The sequence below is a fragment of the Acetobacter sp. A11-2 genome (assembly GCF_040208445.1).
Classification (GTDB): Bacteria; Pseudomonadota; Alphaproteobacteria; order Acetobacterales; family Acetobacteraceae; genus Acetobacter; species Acetobacter oryzoeni.
In genome coordinates this window covers 88007-105119 of sequence record NZ_CP157843.1, presented here as the reverse complement: position 1 = coordinate 105119, position 17113 = coordinate 88007, and the positions used below count along the sequence as shown (strand labels likewise).

Here is a 17113-nt window from a genome sequence, read left to right as displayed (position 1 = left end):
GTTCAATCCTGTCCAGCAGCACCAGTCTCTCCTCTACATTTTTTAAGAATCGCTTTTTTGCTCTGCGTTGCGCAAAGTAGAAATGTGTTTGCCACTTTAAACGTGGCCAGTTTGGCCTACTGCGTTTGAGGTATTTTAAATCTGTCGTGCCAGTTGCCGAAAAATGGCATCGCCATTTTCAAAAAACTTTTCTTTGCTGAACTTTTCCAACACAAATTGTCTGGCATTCTGACCAACTTCAGAAAGCCTCTCTGGCTGTGCAAGTACTGCCGCCAATGTATCGGCCAGCATAATTGGGTCTTCAGGTTGCACTTTCCACCCAGTTACGTTTTCTACAATAGACCGATCCATTTCCCCCACATCACTGCCAATTACAGGTAAGCCTGCCTGCATGGCCTCATGCATAGCAATGCAAAATCCTTCCCGCCGGGAAGGCTGAAGATAAAGATGCTGGGTCTGCAAAAAGTTCTGAGACGAAGACGCAAAGCCTGAAAAACGAATATTCGTCAGCTTTAATGCTCTTGCCATCTGCTCAAGATGGGCACGTTCTTGCCCCTCTCCTGCTATCGTCACTTCAAACGCTGGCAAGGATGTATAAGCCTGCAGGCGTTTAAGAGCTGTGCATAGAATATCGTATCCCTTGGCTATATGCAGCCGCCCGAGTGAACCTGCGCGAATTACTTCTCCCGGCTTCCAAGGCTCTGCTGGCTTAATATCCGGCGAGGCCTGAAAAACCGGCCAAGACATGACTTTATTTGCAGGAAGTTTAAGCCGTTCGCGCGTGATATCTGCCACGCATTCCGAATCACACACCCACAGTTTTGAAAGAGATTTGGCGGCCCGCAAAAGGCGGATATTGCCCGGTTTCAAAAATGCGTTGTGCTGCCAACTGATAACCGGCACCCCCAAACCGCGCCCAACCTGCTGCCCAATCAGAGTAGAGCGGGTTAAGGATGTCCAAATCTGGGTTGGGTGCCATGCTGCCAGTTTACGGCGCAGCCATAAATAAGCCTGAAGGTGATCACTTTCTCCACCTTCTCTAATATGTATCTCCAGCCCTGCCGCTTGGAGTGCCGGCTCTGCCCGCCTATCACGCGGGGTCAGCACAAATATGCCAACCTCACACCCACGCGCCCGAAAGAAACCGGTAATGGAGGGCACCATAGCCCCTGTGCCGCCACCTTCTAGCGAGTTAATCACATAAGCTATTTTTTTAGGGTACAGCACGTCATCAGCCCCTGCGCAGAGAAACGATAAAACCCATCTGTTCAGAACTGATTAGGTAAGCAAAAAACCGTTTCCGGTAAAAAGACAGCACTCTTCAAACTTTGAAAAATGCTGCCGTAGCAAGATTATCTGTGACCGCCACCACCTGGGCCGGCGGGTCCACCATGGCCACCGGGTCCACCACCGGGACGACCACCGCCTCCTGGCCCGCCACCGGGACCTCCTCCACCAGGTGGGCGACCACCTCCGCCACCACCTGGGCGTGGCCCAGGGCCAATACCCCCACCATGGCCACCGGGACGCCCCCCCGGCGGGCCAAAACCTGGCCGCGGCGGCCGTGGGCCGCGGCCACCGCCGCCCCAAACGCCGTAACCATAATAATCATCATATACGGGGCCATAGCCTGAATATCCGTAAGGATAATACAGGCCACCATCTCCATAATAGGGGCCACCGCATGCGCTCAGACTGCACAGCAGCCCCAGAGCAGACAGTTTTAACGCCAGTTTTTTCACGGTAGCCTCCTTATCGGTCTATCAGGCTGAAGCCCCAACTTTCACCAAAACATGATGTTTTTTGCCAGCAGAAAGTTTGATGGCACCATCAACCATATCCTGCTGTGTAATCAGCTTATTTTCATCCTGTATCACGTCATTATTGAGACGCGCCCCGCCACCACGTACCAAACGCCGGGCTTCTCCGTTTGTTTTAACCAGTCCTGCTTCTGCAAACAGACGAAAAACCGGAATACCTGCCGCCATATCGGCTTCTGCCACTTCATGCACAGGCAGGTCTGCCGCAGCTACGCGGCCTTCTTCAAACGTCTGACGGGCCGCTTCTGCTGCAGCCAAAGCGGCATTTCGCCCATGACACAAAGCTGTGGCTTCTGTGGCCAGAACTTTCTTGGCTTCGTTAATTTCCGCACCTTGCAGAGCTTCCAGACGCGCGCATTCTTCAAGCGGCAACTCGGTAAACAGGCGCAGAAAACGGCCTACATCTGCATCTTCCGTGTTGCGCCAGAACTGCCAGTAATCAAACACCGGCAAGCGTTTTTCAGACAGCCATACAGCACCGTTGGCTGTCTTACCCATTTTGGCGCCAGATGACGTTGTAAGCAGCGGCGTTGTCAGCCCCATAACGCTTTTTTGATCCGTACGGCGCACCAGTTCTACGCCGGAAATAATGTTGCCCCATTGGTCTGATCCACCAAGTTGCAACACCACATCCATGCGGCGATTGAGTTCGCGGAAATCGTAGGACTGAAGAATGGAATAGTTGAATTCCAGAAACGTCAGCCCCTGCTCGCGCTCAAGGCGGTTTTTGACGGAATCAAACGCCAGCATACGATTGATGGAAAAATGCACACCCACATCACGCAGCAGGTCAATATAGGCCAGCTTGTCCAGCCAATCTGCGTTGTTCACAAGCGCTGCTTCAGATGCACCAGAACCAAAGGTAAGGAACTGGCGTAAACAGCCTTCAATACCAGCCAGATTGGTCTGGATGATATCTTCCGTCATCAACCGCCGGGCTTCTTCCCGGAAGGATGGATCACCAATACGGGCTGTGCCACCACCCACCAGCGCTATTGGCCGATGACCGTGTTTTTGCAACAGCCGCAACATCATAATCTGGATAAGGCTGCCTACGTGCAGGCTATCTGCCGTAGGATCAAACCCGATATAGGCCGCCACGGATTTTTCTGCCATCAGCGCATCCAGCGCATCGGCATCCGTGCACTGAAAAATAAAGCCGCGTGCAGCGGCTTCCCGCATGAAAGAACTCTTAAACCCGTTCTCGACCATTTATCCTGTCCCTTCTCTCCGGCCCCTGTCTGCAGGGCAGAACCAGCAGACAGACGCTCTAGCATGAGAGAGCAGAGAACAGAAACACTCAGCCCAACAGCATTTGGCTGAAAAAATCCTTAAGCCGTGCCGCCCACTGTCAGGCCGGTCATTTTAAGAGCGGGTTGGCCAACCCCAACTGGCACGCCCTGCCCGGCTTTACCGCAGGTGCCAATGCCGGGGTCCAATTCCAGATTACCCCCAATCATGGAAACCTGCGTCATGGCCTCCGCCCCGCTTCCAATCAGGGTTGCGCCTTTTACGGGGGCCGTTACGCGGCCATTTTCGATCAGATAGGCTTCGGATGCTGCAAATACGAACTTACCCGAGGTAATATCCACCTGCCCACCGCCAAAGTGCACCGCATACAAGCCGCGCTTTACAGAAGAAATCATTTCCTCCGTGGTTGCAGATCCGGGCTGCATAATGGTGTTGGTCATACGCGGCAGTGGCATATGTGCGTAAGACTGGCGGCGGCCATTCCCCGTAGGGGCCATACCCATAAGGCGAGCATTCAGCCTATCCTGCAGATATCCCTGCAAAATACCATCTTCAATCAACACTGTGCGGCCTGTGGGCGTGCCTTCGTCATCTATTGTCAGACTCCCGCGCCGATCGGGTAGAGAGCCATCATCCACCACCGTAACGCCGGGGGACGCCACACGCTTGCCAATACGCCCAGCAAATACGGACGTGCCTTTGCGGTTAAAATCACCTTCCAGCCCGTGGCCAACGGCTTCATGCAGCAAAATGCCGGGCCAACCGGCACCCAGCACAACTTCCATGGCACCCGCTGGCGCAGGCTGGGCTTCCAAAGCAACCAATGCCTGCCGCAAGGCTTCATCCACAGCGCCCTGCCATGTTTCTTCATTCAGCAAGCGGTTAATTTCATACCGGCCACCCAGCCCGTAACTGCCACTTTCACGCTTGCCATCATGTTCCACCACAACAGATACATTCAGCCGCACCAATGGGCGCAAATCTGCCGCCCGTGTGCCATCGGCCCGCATGATCTGCACCGCCTGCCATTCCCCCGAAAGGGAGGCCATAACCTGCACCACGCGGCTATCTTTGCCACGTGCATAAGCATCTATTTTTGAAAGCAGGCCAGAACGGGTAGCAAAATCACTATCACCCAGTGGGTTGGCATCTGTATAAAGCCGCTGGTTGGTAGCCCGTGGCGGTGCCGCCATCTGGCCAGAGCGCCCTGCACGCACGGCACTTACGGCATCTACGGCACGCTGCAAGGAAGAACGGCTGAGTTCATCCGAATGGGCAAAACCTGTTTCTTCCCCCAATACAGCGCGCAAGCCAAACCCGCTGCTTGTATTAAAGGATGCCGAACGGATAACACCATCATCCAGAGCAATGCCTTCGCTTTCTCTGTATTCCAGAAAAAGCTCACCATCCTCCATTCCAGCCAATGCCGTTTTTGTCAGCTTTTCCGCATCATCTTTATGCAGTTGCGCATCGGGACGATGAAAAAACAGCTGGTCCGTAACGGCGAGAGCACCCGGATGCTGAGAGGAAGAAGACATGCACGACAACCCTTCAGGAAGAAATGGCCATACCGTAATGGCTCATACACAAAACATAGGAAGTTAAACCGCCACGTAAACCCGGCATGGTGGGCTTTTCCGCAGCAATCTTGGCTAGGCCCGGCTTATACGCCGGGCAATTCATTCACAGTGACAACGCGCCAGCCCACTTCCAAACGTTCCAAAATGGTCAGCGCCAGATTCTGCACGGAAAAATGAAGTGCCGTTTCGGCATGAATCCGCAAGGCATGGGCCAAAGCCGCACGCACCACGCCGCCATGCGTTACCGCTATAATATCTTGATGTGCATATTTGTCTGCCAGCCTGTCCAGCAAGCGGCCAACACGTGCGCAAACATCAATCATGCTTTCGCCTTCGGGCGGGCATTCCGTTGCCCCAACAGCCCAGAACGGATGCGGAGCAAGATTAAGATATTGCGGCAACTCCTCATAAGGCAGACCCTGCCATGAGCCTAGATTCTGCTCGATCAGATCTGGCTCCACTGTCAGCTTGGCTGGGCCATATCCTGCTTCCTGCACGGCCTGCGCTGTGCGTTGTGTGCGAGATAACGGGCTTACAAGCCAATGCGCAGGCTTGGGCAAACGTTCTGCCAGTGCCCGATACATCGGCCGTTGTGCAATAAGGCTATCTGGGCACAAAGGCACATCCATTGCGCCGTACATGCACATACGGGCGTTTTCTTCCACCAATGCGTGGCGGATCAGCCAGAAGCGCGTAATACCCGGTGCCAATTTGGGGCCATCCAGAAAATGATCCTGAGATGAGGGTAAAACTTTGGGAAGGTCTCTTATTTCATTCATAGAGTGTGTTGTGCGGCCAGCCAACCGACGACGCAAGAGCCGAAATGGCTACCCCTACAATGCAACAGGGAGCAATGCTTCGGCCTCAACATCCACCATGTTTTCTAGCTGAGCAGAAGCAGGCTTTTCCTCCGCCTTCTGTAAAAACGGCCAATAGCGCAGGATCAGCGAAATTTTTTCCAGCGCATTCTGAACATTTTGTATCTCCTGCTCCACATACGTTTGATACGCCATGCCTGCAGGCATATCTGAGCCAGAAATATGGCGTGCGCTTACAGAAATTCTTAAAGCACCGGCCATTTGTCCGCACACCCGTGCATAGGGCACAGCAACAGGTTGTCCGAGTTGATAACTTCTGGCCATAATCTGGTGCGCAGTATCTGGGCAGCCAAATGGCAGATAGCCAGAAATATCCTGCTTTAACCACACATGCAGTTGACGACATTCCGCAAGATTTAGAACGGGGGTCATGCCACTGTTGCCCCCAGCATGTATCAGAAAAGAAAAAATGGTCTGCTGCTGATCCCACGCGTTGGGCAAAGCATCCCGCTTTACCAAGGCATCTGGCAACAGTTCTATTGTCTGATCCTGTTCCAGAATATGGCGTATGCCACTCAGAAACTGTTCCAAACGACTCATTTTTTCTGAAGCAGGCACATTGGCGAAATGTCTGATTTCAGCACAAGCACCAACCCAGCGCAGCAATAGCCCCAAATTAAACCCATTGTTTAAAGAAGCCGTTGCGTTACAGGCTGGCCATTCTGCCTGATTGAAATAGGCCACTAACCCCGATGGCAACACAGCATCATCCAACCGTTGCCGCCATGTTTCTGGCAATAAAAGCGCCCCACAAAACGCCGGGCCTGTATAAAATTTGGACCCCGTAACCATAACAGCCCAGTCTTGCTGCAAATAGGCCTTTATACGCTCCGGCATCAGACGCGCCTGACACGCATCGACCACAACATCAATCTGGCCCGGATATGTATGGCATAGTGCCTGCACCACCTGCATATCGGGAACAAGCTGACCGGTTTTTGAGGTATCCAGCAAATAGAGCAGCACGCGTTGTCCAGCTTGCACGGCGTTATGAATCTGCTGCTGGCAAATATGGAAAATATTTTGCCGAGAATTCAGTTTGCCGTTTTCGGTACGCAACGGGGCTGTCACCAACTGCGTCCCTGCGGGAAAACCTGCTATTTTCTCGCTTTTACGAACACGAAACCCCAATGCAGTTGTGTTGGCAAAATGCCGCCCCTGCGTTGCCAATGGCACACCGCTGCCGGTTTCCTCCACCCCGGCCAACACCACACCTACAGCTGGGTTAACAACTAAAGAAAGAGCCAACGCAGCCAGTACAGAATCTGTGCCTGATGACGCTAAAATACAGTTGTCGGGTTTTTCAACACCATAGTATTGCGCCAAAAAAGCCTTGATACCCTCTGCCAACGCAAGCAACGGCTTTTCTGGAGGCTGCGTCAACATATCCCGCACCAGTTCTAACCGACATCGTTCCACTGCATTAAACGCATGTAGTGAGGGAGATGATGCCGTGGAAGAAGAATACTGCCCACCTGTTGCTGAAGGACGATAGGTGCAGCCATAACGGTTTTGATGAGTTTGCGGATCAAGCCCGAGTCTTTCATCCCCGCCTTCGGCCATCAGCACATCGGAAGATCCGAGATAGGGCCACACGCGCTGCACCCATAGGCAAAAATCATCATCATTTTCTGTTTGGGCAGAAAAAACCTGTGGGCCATTTATGGCTGGAAACACAGAAGATACCTGTTGCCGGCATATCTTCTGCAACCATTCCATGTCTGGCAATGTCTCTGCTGCCAGCACTTCAATCCATGTTTCAGGATTGCTCTTTACAGCCTCGCCTGAAGCCTTCCACTTACGTGCAGCACTGCGTGCACAAGCCACCCAGATACGATTTAAAGATTTTTTCACATTATGTGCAGAGAGGCTGTTCAGCAGAAAAACCATCTCCAGCGCCATGCGTGCATAAAAACAAGCTGTCTCTTTATTATCCAGAAACGCTTCCCCAAAAACAGGCCCCCATACTCCGTTACGCTTCTCACAAACAAACGGATCTGACTGCTCTGCTTTTCCAATAACAAAAGAGGAATCAGCCAGAAATGCCAGCTCCGGAACCATATGCACCCACTGCATCGGATCTGTTTGGCGGGTTCCTGTCATTGAATTAAAAATACCCTCATTTATAGAAGTTCTACCATACTCAGACTGTGTATATTTTTGTCTAACAGATGAGATATCCTTCTCTATCCATCTTTGTATAGAAAAAACATAAGAATGCTGGAGAATTGCTTTCTTATCCCATATGACTGATAAGCTATTATCAGGCAATTATATCATTCTGGTCTTGAAGAACGACATAGCATGCGCATCTTATTAACAGGTGGTTGTGGGTTTATCGGGTCTGCCGTTATTCGCCACATCATACACAATACCTCACATTCTGTCCTGAATGTTGACTGCATGACCTATGCAGCCTCACCTGAAACGGTTGAGGATGCTCCAGAGAGCGAACGCTATACGTTCTCACAGAGCAACATCACAGATACACCTGCGTTGGAACAGTTGTTCAACAGCTTTAAACCAGATGCAGTTATGCATTTGGCAGCGGAAAGTCATGTTGATCGCTCCATTGATGGGCCTGGGGTCTTTATCCAGACAAATGTAGTGGGCACATACTCCATGCTGGAGGCCGCCCGCAAATACTGGATGACACTGGATAAGGAAGCGCAACAAGCCTTCCGTTTCCACCACATTTCTACGGATGAAGTTTTTGGTGCGCTTGGCTCCAATGATCCGCCATTCACCGAAACAACGCCTTATGACCCGCGCAGCCCGTATTCTGCCAGCAAAGCCTCCTCCGACCACTTGGTTCGGGCATGGTATCATACTTTTGGGCTACCCACTTTTGTCACCAACACGACAAATAACTACGGTATCTGGCATTTCCCTGAAAAACTGATCCCGCTGATCACCATCAACGCCATTGAGGGCAAGGAACTGCCCGTATATGGCAAGGGTGACAACGTGCGGGATTGGCTCTTTGTGGAAGATCACGCCGAAGCCTTGGTGAAAGCTGTTGAAAAAGGCAAACCAGGCGAAACCTACGCTATTGGCGCACGCCAACCGCGTACCAATCTGGAAGTTGTGCAGACAATCTGCCGCATTCTGGATGAGCTTTGCCCCGATGCAGCAGGCCCGCGTGAACGGCTGATCCGTTACGTAACAGATCGCCCCGGGCATGATTTCCGTTACGAAATTGACCCTTCCCACGCCGAACAGGCGCTGGACTGGAAAGCCAAGCATAATTTTGAAGCCGGCATCCGCCGCACTGTCCAGTGGTATCTGGACAACCGCACATGGTGGGAAAACATTCGTGCCCGCCGTTATACTGGCCAGAGACTGGGAACTACTGCTCCATGATTCACAAACCTGCTACTCCTACCCCCATGAAGGGCATCCTGCTGGCGGGCGGATCCGGCACGCGCCTTTACCCCATGACACTGGCAGCCAGCAAACAGTTGCTGCCCGTTTATGATAAGCCAATGGTCTATTATCCGCTTTCCACGCTCATGCTGGCAGGCATCAAGGATATCATGATCATCAGCACCCCGCTGGATCTGCCACAGTTTAAGCGCCTGCTGGGTGATGGTTCTCAGTTTGGTGTAAACTTTGAATATCGCGTCCAACCTTCACCCGATGGTATTCCACAGGCTTTCCTGATTGCTGAAGACTGGTTGCAAGGTGCACCTTGCGCATTGGCGCTAGGTGATAACCTTATTTTTGCTGATCACCTCAGCGCTTCCCTTCAGAAAGCAGCAGCACGCCCTCAAGGTGCGACTGTTTTTGCGTATCAGGTACGTGACCCCGAACGGTATGGCGTTGTTTCCTTTGATGAAACAGACCGTGCGCTTGATATTGTAGAAAAGCCCACTAATCCGCCTTCAAACTGGGCCGTAACTGGCCTGTATTTCTATGATAGCCGCGTGCTGGATTTCGCCAAAAAGGTAAAACCTTCTGCACGTGGTGAATTGGAAATTACAGATCTGAACCGTCTTTACCTGGAAGATGGCAACCTACAAGTTGAGCGTCTGGGCCGTGGTTGTGCATGGTTGGATGCCGGTATTCCCGACAGCCTGCTAGAAGCCAGCCAGTTTGTGCACACCATTCAGGCCCGGCAGGGCATGCTTGTAGGTTCTCCGGCAGAAGTGGCCTTCCGTATGGGGTATATTTCTGCAGATCATCTTAAAGAGCATGCCAAGCGCATGGGCAAAACAGAACTGGGCCGGGTGCTGTTTAACCTCGCCTCATCTGAAGGAGCAGGCCGTTAAGGCCTGCTGTGTTCTTTTCCCCGTAGCAACGCAGGAGTTTCCCGCGCATGAAATCCGAACGCCTCGCCATTCCCGATGTTATTCTGATAACGCCGCCCCGCTTTGGTGACAATCGTGGGTTCTTTTCAGAAACCTACAATATCGAACGCATGCGCGAAGCAGGCATTACGGAACCTTTTGTGCAGGATAACCAGAGCCTTTCCCGCCAGAAAGGTGTTATCCGCGGTCTGCATTGCCAGCTTGATCCGTTTGCACAGGGCAAATTGGTGCGCTGCACGCGTGGTGCTATCTGGGATGTTGCCGTAGATGCCCGTACAGGCTCCCCCACTTATGGCAAATGGGTTGCAGCCGAACTGTCCGAAGAAAATTGGTCCCAGCTTTGGATTCCACCGGGCTTCCTGCACGGCTTCTGCACTCTAACTGAAAATGCAGAAGTGCAATACAAATGCACCGCTCTTTACAGCAAAGCATCTGAACGTGCCGTTATCTGGAACAGTACAGAACTTAACATAGATTGGCCTGTTAAGACCGAGGACGCCGTATTGTCTGAAAAAGACTTGCTGGCCCCAGAGTTTTCAGCTGCCAAAGGATGGTTCCAGTATACGGGGAAAGAAGGCTGAACATGAGCATTCTATCTGAAACTGGCGGCCCTGTTCTGGTAACTGGCGGAAAAGGCCAGCTTGCAACATCTCTGGTAAATCTTGGGGGGCCACGTATCCGTTGTGTTGGCCGCCCGGATTTTGACTTTGACCGCCCTGAATCACTGAAGACAACACTAGACACAATTAAACCTGTTGCTGTGGTAAATGCCGCAGCATGGACAGCTGTTGATCTGGCAGAAAGCGAGCCCGAAGCCGCTGCCCGAGCCAACACAACAGGGCCAGAACTACTGGCACACCTGTGTGCAGAACGTGGCATTCCCTTTATCCATGTTTCCACAGATTATGTGTTTGCTGGAGACAAGGGCACGCCGTATGTGGAAACAGACCCAGTTTCCCCCCAAACTGTTTACGGCAGCACCAAAGCTGAAGGGGAACAACGCATTTTGGCAGCAGACCCACGCAGCATTATTCTGCGCACTTCTTGGGTTTATTCAGCGCACGGAAAAAACTTTGTGCGCACAATGCTGAATGCTGGTGCCAAAAACCCAGCCTTGAAAGTTGTGGGTGATCAGCGCGGCAACCCTACCTGTTCCGATGATCTGGCACAGGCCATTCTTTCCATCTTGGCCACTATTGAAAAAACCGGCTGGAAAGATGAATACGCAGGTATTTACCATGCCTGTGGCACTGGTGAGACAACATGGCATGGTCTGGCCGAAGCGGCGCTGCAAAAGGCGTCTGAATATGGCCAAGCCAAACCCACCATTACAGCCATCCGCACAGAAGATTGGCCAACACCCGCCAAACGTCCGGCAGACTCTCGCATGGATAACAGTAAACTTGCGCGCGTTTTTGGCATTCAAATGCCGCAATGGCAGGAAAGCGTGAATAAAGTGGTGCACCACATCTTCTCTGCCCCATCTTCCTGACACTTCTTATGGGGAATAGGCGGCCCCAAAGAGGTTATCTTTATCAATATCCGCCTAGCAGAACGCAGAAGTGAACAGTTAGGTGCAAACACCAAACGTGCAACACGGAATGGCCCCTCCCCAACATCAGGACCCCATTCCTGTTGCCGTTTTACTTTCTGTTTACAATGGTGCTGCTTTTTTAAATGACCTATTAACATCCCTCAAACAGCAAACGCATACAAACTGGGTTCTGCTGTGGCGAGATGATGGGTCTACAGATGCAAGCATAGATTACATGCATCAGTTTGCGCTGGATGTTGGTATTCAACGTTGCAGGCAAATTACTTCCCCCCACACCCATATGGGGGTTGTGCGTTCTTACGCCACACTTCTGCAAGATACCCCAGAAGGCCACTTTGTTGCCTTTTGTGATCAGGATGATGTCTGGTTTCCCGATAAACTGGAACGTGGGCTCAAAGCCCTGGCAGTCACGCAAAAACCTGCACTTTATTGTTCCCGGCAGCGCCTGACAGACACCAAATTGCGCCCAATCAGCATTTCACCGCCGTTACCGCCAAACCCGTGCTTTGAAATGGCATTAACGCAAAATATTGCTACGGGCTGCACCATTATGCTTTCCCCGGCAGCGGTCCATCTCTTACAAGACAGCCTTTCCCCGCCAAACCATATTTTGCATGATTGGTGGGCTTATCTGGCTGTTACTGGTGCAGATGGCATAGTGATTACAGACAATCAGCCAACACTGTTTTATCGCCAGCATGAAAATAATGCTGTAGGGGCACCTGCTTTATTTATGCAACGCGCATTAGCTGCTCTGCGGCGCGGGCCTTGGCAATTTATGTCCATTTTTCGGGATAATCTGGCATATCTTGCCAAACAAACTTATCTTTCAGCCCCCAATAGCCATGTTGTAGATGCGTTACAGAAAGTGCTGTCACAATTAGGTTTAATAGGAAGATGGCGCAGATGGTGTATGCTAAAACACTCGCCTAAACTGCGTAGATATACTTGGCCAGAACAGATTATTTTCAGGCTGTGGTTTCTTCTGGGCTGAATAAATATCCGATATTTTTAAGGAGGCTCTGCGGCCCCCCTCAGCAAACTGCACATAAATAACGCATTATGAGCAAAATTATGTGCGCAATATCTGCATTTTCTCTGCATATTCCTTAACAAAACCATCTTCCGGTGCTTCTGCTATAAAGCTGTTCACGATAGATTACCGCTACAGTTAAAACCGAATCATTCTCATCAATCACCCGCAAACACATTTCCAGCATGCAGGAAATGTGTTTCGGCTTCTGGAGTCAGGATCAACACCCTTGGCGCGCATAAGCCCTACGCAATCCGATCAGTATCCCCCATCCTCACACAAAAGCACGTTGCGTTTGCGCCTAGAGGAAGGTGGTGGGCTCGCGCTATGCGTTCTGGCCTGCGCTTTATTGGCTGCGCTTGTCAGCTATAATCCGAATGATCCATCCTTCAATACAGCAACAGGCCAACCACCCACCAACCTGTTAGGTATAAGCGGAGCCTTTTTTGCCGATACGCTGTTACAGGGCGTAGGGCTGGCGGCGATTCTGCCTGCATTGATTTTGATTGCGTGGGGCTGGCGGTTTATGAGCCACCGGCTACTGGGCCACGAATCTTGGCCTGTATTTGCCATGCGTGTTGTAGCCATTTTGTGCCTGCTGCCCGTTTCTGGCGCGCTGCTGGCCGCTATTCCCCTGCTCTTTACAGCTTTACCTGCCATTAACTGGCCAACCCAAGCTGGCATTGGCGGGGGCATTGGCCATTCCATCGCTCAAACATCTATTGCTGCGGGTATGGCGGCCATTGGCCCGGCCGGTGGCATGGTGCTGTGGCTGCTTGGGTTGCTACTGGCTTTTCTGCTGATGGCTTTAGCCACGGGCCTGCGGCGGGAAGAATGGTTTGCCATCTGGCGCGTAACACTTATGTTGCTTCGCTTGCCGGGAAAACTTGGGGTGCGCTTTGTGCGTTACTATGCCAGCCGCAAACCCCAGACAGATACCTATACCCCTACGGAAACGGCTGATTTTTATAAAAACCGGCCTCAGGCATCCTCACAGTCTCTCTTTTCTCATGATGAGCCAGAAGTAGAGGACATCCCCCGCGCGGCACCAATATCTACACCAGCATCTTCAGGCACAGCTTTAGTGCTGCATCATGAAGAAGACAGCAAAAAACCTATGGCATCTTCTTCCATGGAATTGGCACATCATACGCCTGATCCAGCGCCTACAGCCACGCCGGCTCCAGTTGTCACACAAGCGCCCCCTCCGCCGCCAGCAGCAGAAAAACCAGCCAAATCTGGCCTTCTGGGCCGCCTGTTTTCTGGAAGCGCAAATCAGGAAAGCAGTGCAAGCGCTACGGTGCGTGCTGGTGCCACTGTACGTAAAGGTGGTTGGGAACTGCCGTCTCTCGGCCTTCTCAAACCCGCTCCAGCCAATACACGCACGGGCCCTTCCCCAGAAGCACTGCATGCTACGGCACGCCTTCTGGAACAGGTACTGGCCGATTACGGTGTGCAGGGCAAAATTGTGGGCATGAGTGCAGGCCCTGTTGTGACGCTCTATGAGCTGGAGCCTGCACCGGGCATTCGCTCTGCCCGCATTATTGGCCTTTCAGATGATGTGGCACGCTCTCTTTCTGTGCTGAGTGTGCGTATTGCCACTGTGCCGGGCCGCAACGTGATGGGCATTGAAGTGCCCAACCAAACGCGTGAGACAGTTTATCTTTCCGAGCTCCTCAATCAGCCCACATGGCGGGATGAGCCAGGCCAACTTCCTTTGGCTCTGGGTAAAGATATTTCTGGTGAACCGGTATTTAGTGATCTGGCACGTATGCCGCACCTGCTGGTAGCCGGCACCACGGGTTCGGGTAAATCCGTTGGTGTTAACGCCATGATTCTTTCGCTGCTTTATCGGCTTTCGCCCGATGAATGCCGCCTGATCATGATTGACCCCAAGGTGCTGGAACTTTCCATCTATGATGGCATTCCGCATCTGCTCACACCGGTGGTGACAGAACCGCCAAAAGCCGTAAACGCCCTTAAATGGGTAGTGCGCGAAATGGACCGCCGTTACCGCACCATGGCGCACATGCAGGTGCGTAACATTGCTGGGTATAATGCCCGTGCAGCAGAGGCCCGTGCCGATGGTGAAGTGGTTGTACGCCGCGTGCAGACAGGGTTTGACCCCGAAACCGGTAACCCGGTTTTTGAAGAACAATCTGTTACGCTAGACCCCATGCCCTATATCGTCGTGATTATTGACGAAATGGCTGACCTGATGATGACGGCCGGAAAAGAAATTGATGCCTGCGTGCAGCGTCTGGCCCAAAAAGCCCGTGCTGCTGGTATTCACGTAATTATGGCCACACAGCGCCCATCTGTGGATGTGATTACCGGCACCATTAAAGCCAACTTCCCCACCCGTATCTCCTTCCAGGTTATCAGCAAGTTTGATAGCCGCACCATTTTGGGCGAACAGGGTGCTGAACAGCTTTTGGGCCAGGGTGATATGCTGTTCATGCAAGGTGGCGGCCGCATCACCCGCGTGCACGGCCCGTTTGTGGCTGATAGCGAAGTGGAGCAGGTTGTTAACTTCCTGAAGGAACAGGGAGAACCTGTTTACGATGATGACGTGCTGGCAGAACCTGTGGATGAAACAGCATCCTCCAACAGTGGTTCTGGCCGTTCTGGAGGCGGTGATAACGGCGAATCAGAAATGTATGATGAAGCCGTTTCTATTGTGACCACTGAAGGCAAAGCTTCCACCTCCTTCATTCAGCGCAAGCTTTCCATCGGCTATAACCGTGCAGCAAAGCTGATTGAGCAGATGGAAAAAGAAGGCATTATCAGCCGGGCAGACCATGTTGGCCGCCGCAAGGTACTGGTTGGCGCCAATAGGGAGGACTAAACATTTCCGCCCACCTGCCCCCTATCCTTTATCAGGATCATCATCTGGTTATCCTGAACAAGCCAGCAGGCCTGCCTGTACATGCAGGCCCTGCCGGTGGTCCAAGCGTTGAAGACTGGTTTCCCCTGCTTTCTCGCCGCAAGGATGGGCCTTGGCTGGCTCATCGGCTGGATACCGATACATCAGGCTGCTTAGCCATTGCCTTACGCAAACAGCCTCTTTTGGCTTTGCAGCAAGCCTTTGCCACTAAAACAGCACAAAAAACCTACTGGGCAGTTGTACAAACTGGCCCACAGGCAGAGACTGGCCGCATAGACCTACCACTTGAAAAACAGTCCTCTAAAAAGGGCTGGCGCATGGTGACATCTCTTTCTGGCGCAGCAGCTGCTACACGCTGGAAGATTCTTGGCCGCAGTAAGGATTTATGCTGGCTGGAACTCACCCTCGAAACAGGGCGCACACATCAGGCCCGTGTACATTGCGCCGCCATGAACTGGCCTATTGTGGGTGACCCTCTTTACGGCACTCCGCACCCAGATGGATTACACCTTCTGGCCAGAAGTTTGATCCTGCCATTTTCTCCACCCATTACAGCAATTGCGCCCCCAAGATCTGGCATGAAAGCAGCTTTGCAAGCGTGTGGGTGGGCACCTGACAAGGAAACCAAATTTTAGAAGAAGAGGCGTTTATTTTCTTTTTTGCGGCCATGCTTTTACAATTTCCTCATGTAAAAGCTGCCGTTTTTTACGGATGATTTCCGCATCAAATTTGCGGGCTTGCTGGTACCCTGCAGCAGATATTTGGCTACGTTTTTGCAGATCATTCATAAGATCCCGCAAAATATTTGCCAAAGCAGGCACATCATCCGGGTTAGCATATACCCCGGCAGTTCCAACCACTTCTGGCAAACCACCATGAGGGGAAGCAACCACTGCAGCCCCCATACCCATGGCCTCCAATGCCACCATGCCAAAAGGTTCTGGCCAACGGCTGGGTATCACCACAATGGCGGCCCGCCCCATGGCTTCCAGCACTTTATGGTGAGGCTGATATCCAGCCATTGCCACATGGGCTACCTGCGCTTGCACACGCAACTGCTTTAAAAAAGGCGTTTGCGGAGAATCCGGGCCAAATCTGTCTGCACCAATAATTTCAGCACGCCATGCTGGATGAGAAGGCAAGACCTCAGCACACGCAGCCACAAAGGAATCCACGCCTTTATCCGCTACAACACGACCTGCAAACAGCAACAGATTCTCGCGCGTTGGAGGGGCCTCGGGCAGAGCTGAAAAATCCAGACAATTGGGCAACACATCTACATCTGCTGCTGTTTCTGAACTGTTAAAGCGCTTTCGCACCCATTCAGATACAGCAACCACCGCCACCTTGCGGGCCAGTATTTTTCGTTCTGCTGCTGTGCGTGCCTTTTTCATGCCGCATGGATCATTATGCAGCACCACAGAAACAGGAAGATTTGGGAAACGCTTGCGTAACCCCAATGCAATATCCGGCCGATTATGAACCTCAACAAGTTCCGGCTGAAGCTGCCGAATTTTTTTAGCCACCCCAGCAATATATCGGCCTATCCGCCCCAATGGGTACAAAACGGAAGGCACAGGCTGAAAAGCAACCCCCTGAAAACTGGGAACAGACAGAGATGACCCGATAACGGTTTCACCTTCTAACGCTGTGCGGTGCACCAATAACGCAATGGCCCCAGCCTGTTGGGATGCAAATCTTTCTCGGGGAGGTAAAACTGTTAGAACCCGTAAGGCGTGCGCCATTTTACCCCTCCGGTATCATACGCTCTGTGGTGCATACTGCAGAACGTCACACCG

Annotated in this window: 14 protein-coding genes; 7 read left to right on the top strand and 7 right to left on the bottom strand. The window is 52.1% G+C overall.

Translation table 11 applies throughout. The features are described from left to right. Positions 1-135: 135 nt before the first annotated feature. The 6 genes from ABNV41_RS00535 to ABNV41_RS00510 all read right to left on the bottom strand — a co-directional run bounded on the left by ABNV41_RS00535 (position 136) and on the right by ABNV41_RS00510 (position 7632). Positions 136-1227, bottom strand: coding sequence for a glycosyltransferase family 4 protein (locus ABNV41_RS00535; RefSeq protein WP_050818793.1), 1092 nt, complete (start codon positions 1225-1227; stop codon positions 136-138). Positions 1228-1321: 94 nt separating this feature from the next. Further along, on the bottom strand, positions 1322-1669 hold the full coding sequence (locus tag ABNV41_RS00530; protein ID WP_197687368.1) for a hypothetical protein: 348 nt from the start codon (positions 1667-1669) through the stop codon (positions 1322-1324). Positions 1670-1763: 94 nt separating this feature from the next. Continuing rightward, the gene (gene tyrS, locus ABNV41_RS00525; RefSeq protein WP_050818798.1) at positions 1764-3032 is read right to left on the bottom strand and encodes a tyrosine--tRNA ligase; all 1269 of its coding nucleotides are present in this window, start codon (positions 3030-3032) and stop codon (positions 1764-1766) included. Between the two features lie 119 nt (positions 3033-3151). Further along, entirely contained in the window at positions 3152-4609 is a 1458-nt protein-coding gene (tldD, locus tag ABNV41_RS00520) for a metalloprotease TldD (RefSeq protein ID WP_050818800.1), read from the bottom strand. Between the two features lie 125 nt (positions 4610-4734). Further along, positions 4735-5430, bottom strand: a complete 696-nt coding sequence (locus ABNV41_RS00515; protein WP_050818801.1) for a histidine phosphatase family protein — start codon at positions 5428-5430, stop codon at positions 4735-4737. A 54-nt stretch (positions 5431-5484) separates the two neighbouring features. Beyond that, entirely contained in the window at positions 5485-7632 is a 2148-nt protein-coding gene (locus tag ABNV41_RS00510) for a GMP reductase (protein ID WP_087651635.1), read from the bottom strand. A gap of 201 nt (positions 7633-7833) precedes the next feature. On the opposite strand from ABNV41_RS00510, the gene rfbB reads away from it, so the two are divergent. The 7 genes from rfbB (at position 7834) to ABNV41_RS00475 (ending at position 15949) form a co-directional block, all read left to right on the top strand. Then, positions 7834-8892 carry a dTDP-glucose 4,6-dehydratase gene (rfbB, locus tag ABNV41_RS00505; protein ID WP_050818805.1) on the top strand — a complete coding sequence of 353 codons (1059 nt, stop codon included), beginning with the start codon at positions 7834-7836 and terminating at the stop codon, positions 8890-8892. Continuing rightward, the gene (rfbA, locus tag ABNV41_RS00500; RefSeq protein WP_050818807.1) at positions 8889-9800 is read left to right on the top strand and encodes a glucose-1-phosphate thymidylyltransferase RfbA; all 912 of its coding nucleotides are present in this window, start codon (positions 8889-8891) and stop codon (positions 9798-9800) included. Before rfbB ends, rfbA begins: the two co-directional genes overlap by 4 nt. Positions 9801-9847: 47 nt before the next feature. Further along, complete coding sequence (gene rfbC / locus ABNV41_RS00495) at positions 9848-10420, top strand: dTDP-4-dehydrorhamnose 3,5-epimerase (RefSeq protein ID WP_050818809.1); 573 nt, start codon at positions 9848-9850, stop codon at positions 10418-10420. A 2-nt stretch (positions 10421-10422) separates the two neighbouring features. Further along, complete coding sequence (gene rfbD / locus ABNV41_RS00490; protein WP_050818811.1) at positions 10423-11331, top strand: dTDP-4-dehydrorhamnose reductase; 909 nt, start codon at positions 10423-10425, stop codon at positions 11329-11331. A gap of 82 nt (positions 11332-11413) precedes the next feature. Further along, positions 11414-12388, top strand: coding sequence for a glycosyltransferase (locus ABNV41_RS00485; RefSeq protein WP_196332595.1), 975 nt, complete (start codon positions 11414-11416; stop codon positions 12386-12388). Positions 12389-12623: 235 nt separating this feature from the next. Then, positions 12624-15275 (top strand): DNA translocase FtsK, encoded by a 2652-nt coding sequence (locus ABNV41_RS00480; protein WP_196332596.1) that lies wholly within the window; start codon positions 12624-12626, stop codon positions 15273-15275. Positions 15276-15328: 53 nt separating this feature from the next. After that, entirely contained in the window at positions 15329-15949 is a 621-nt protein-coding gene (locus ABNV41_RS00475; RefSeq protein ID WP_197687396.1) for an RluA family pseudouridine synthase, read from the top strand. A 12-nt stretch (positions 15950-15961) separates the two neighbouring features. Here ABNV41_RS00475 and ABNV41_RS00470 read toward each other — a convergent pair whose 3' ends face one another. Then, positions 15962-17059 carry a glycosyltransferase family 4 protein gene (locus tag ABNV41_RS00470; RefSeq protein ID WP_050818825.1) on the bottom strand — a complete coding sequence of 366 codons (1098 nt, stop codon included), beginning with the start codon at positions 17057-17059 and terminating at the stop codon, positions 15962-15964. Positions 17060-17113: the final 54 nt, after the last annotated feature.

Bases quoted from the DNA above. Each gene is read 5' to 3' on its own strand.
- tldD (WP_050818800.1), bottom strand. From the start codon at position 4,609: ATGTCTTCTTCCTCTCAGCATCCGGGTGCTCTCGCCGTTACGGACCAG.
- rfbC (WP_050818809.1), top strand. From the start codon at position 9,848: ATGAAATCCGAACGCCTCGCCATTCCCGATGTTATTCTGATAACGCCG.
- rfbA (WP_050818807.1), top strand. From the start codon at position 8,889: ATGATTCACAAACCTGCTACTCCTACCCCCATGAAGGGCATCCTGCTG.
- ABNV41_RS00515 (WP_050818801.1), bottom strand. From the start codon at position 5,430: ATGAATGAAATAAGAGACCTTCCCAAAGTTTTACCCTCATCTCAGGAT.
- ABNV41_RS00530 (WP_197687368.1), bottom strand. From the start codon at position 1,669: ATGGAGATGGTGGCCTGTATTATCCTTACGGATATTCAGGCTATGGCC.
- tyrS (WP_050818798.1), bottom strand. From the start codon at position 3,032: ATGGTCGAGAACGGGTTTAAGAGTTCTTTCATGCGGGAAGCCGCTGCA.
- rfbB (WP_050818805.1), top strand. From the start codon at position 7,834: ATGCGCATCTTATTAACAGGTGGTTGTGGGTTTATCGGGTCTGCCGTT.
- rfbD (WP_050818811.1), top strand. From the start codon at position 10,423: ATGAGCATTCTATCTGAAACTGGCGGCCCTGTTCTGGTAACTGGCGGA.
- ABNV41_RS00510 (WP_087651635.1), bottom strand. From the start codon at position 7,632: ATGACAGGAACCCGCCAAACAGATCCGATGCAGTGGGTGCATATGGTT.
- ABNV41_RS00470 (WP_050818825.1), bottom strand. From the start codon at position 17,059: ATGGCGCACGCCTTACGGGTTCTAACAGTTTTACCTCCCCGAGAAAGA.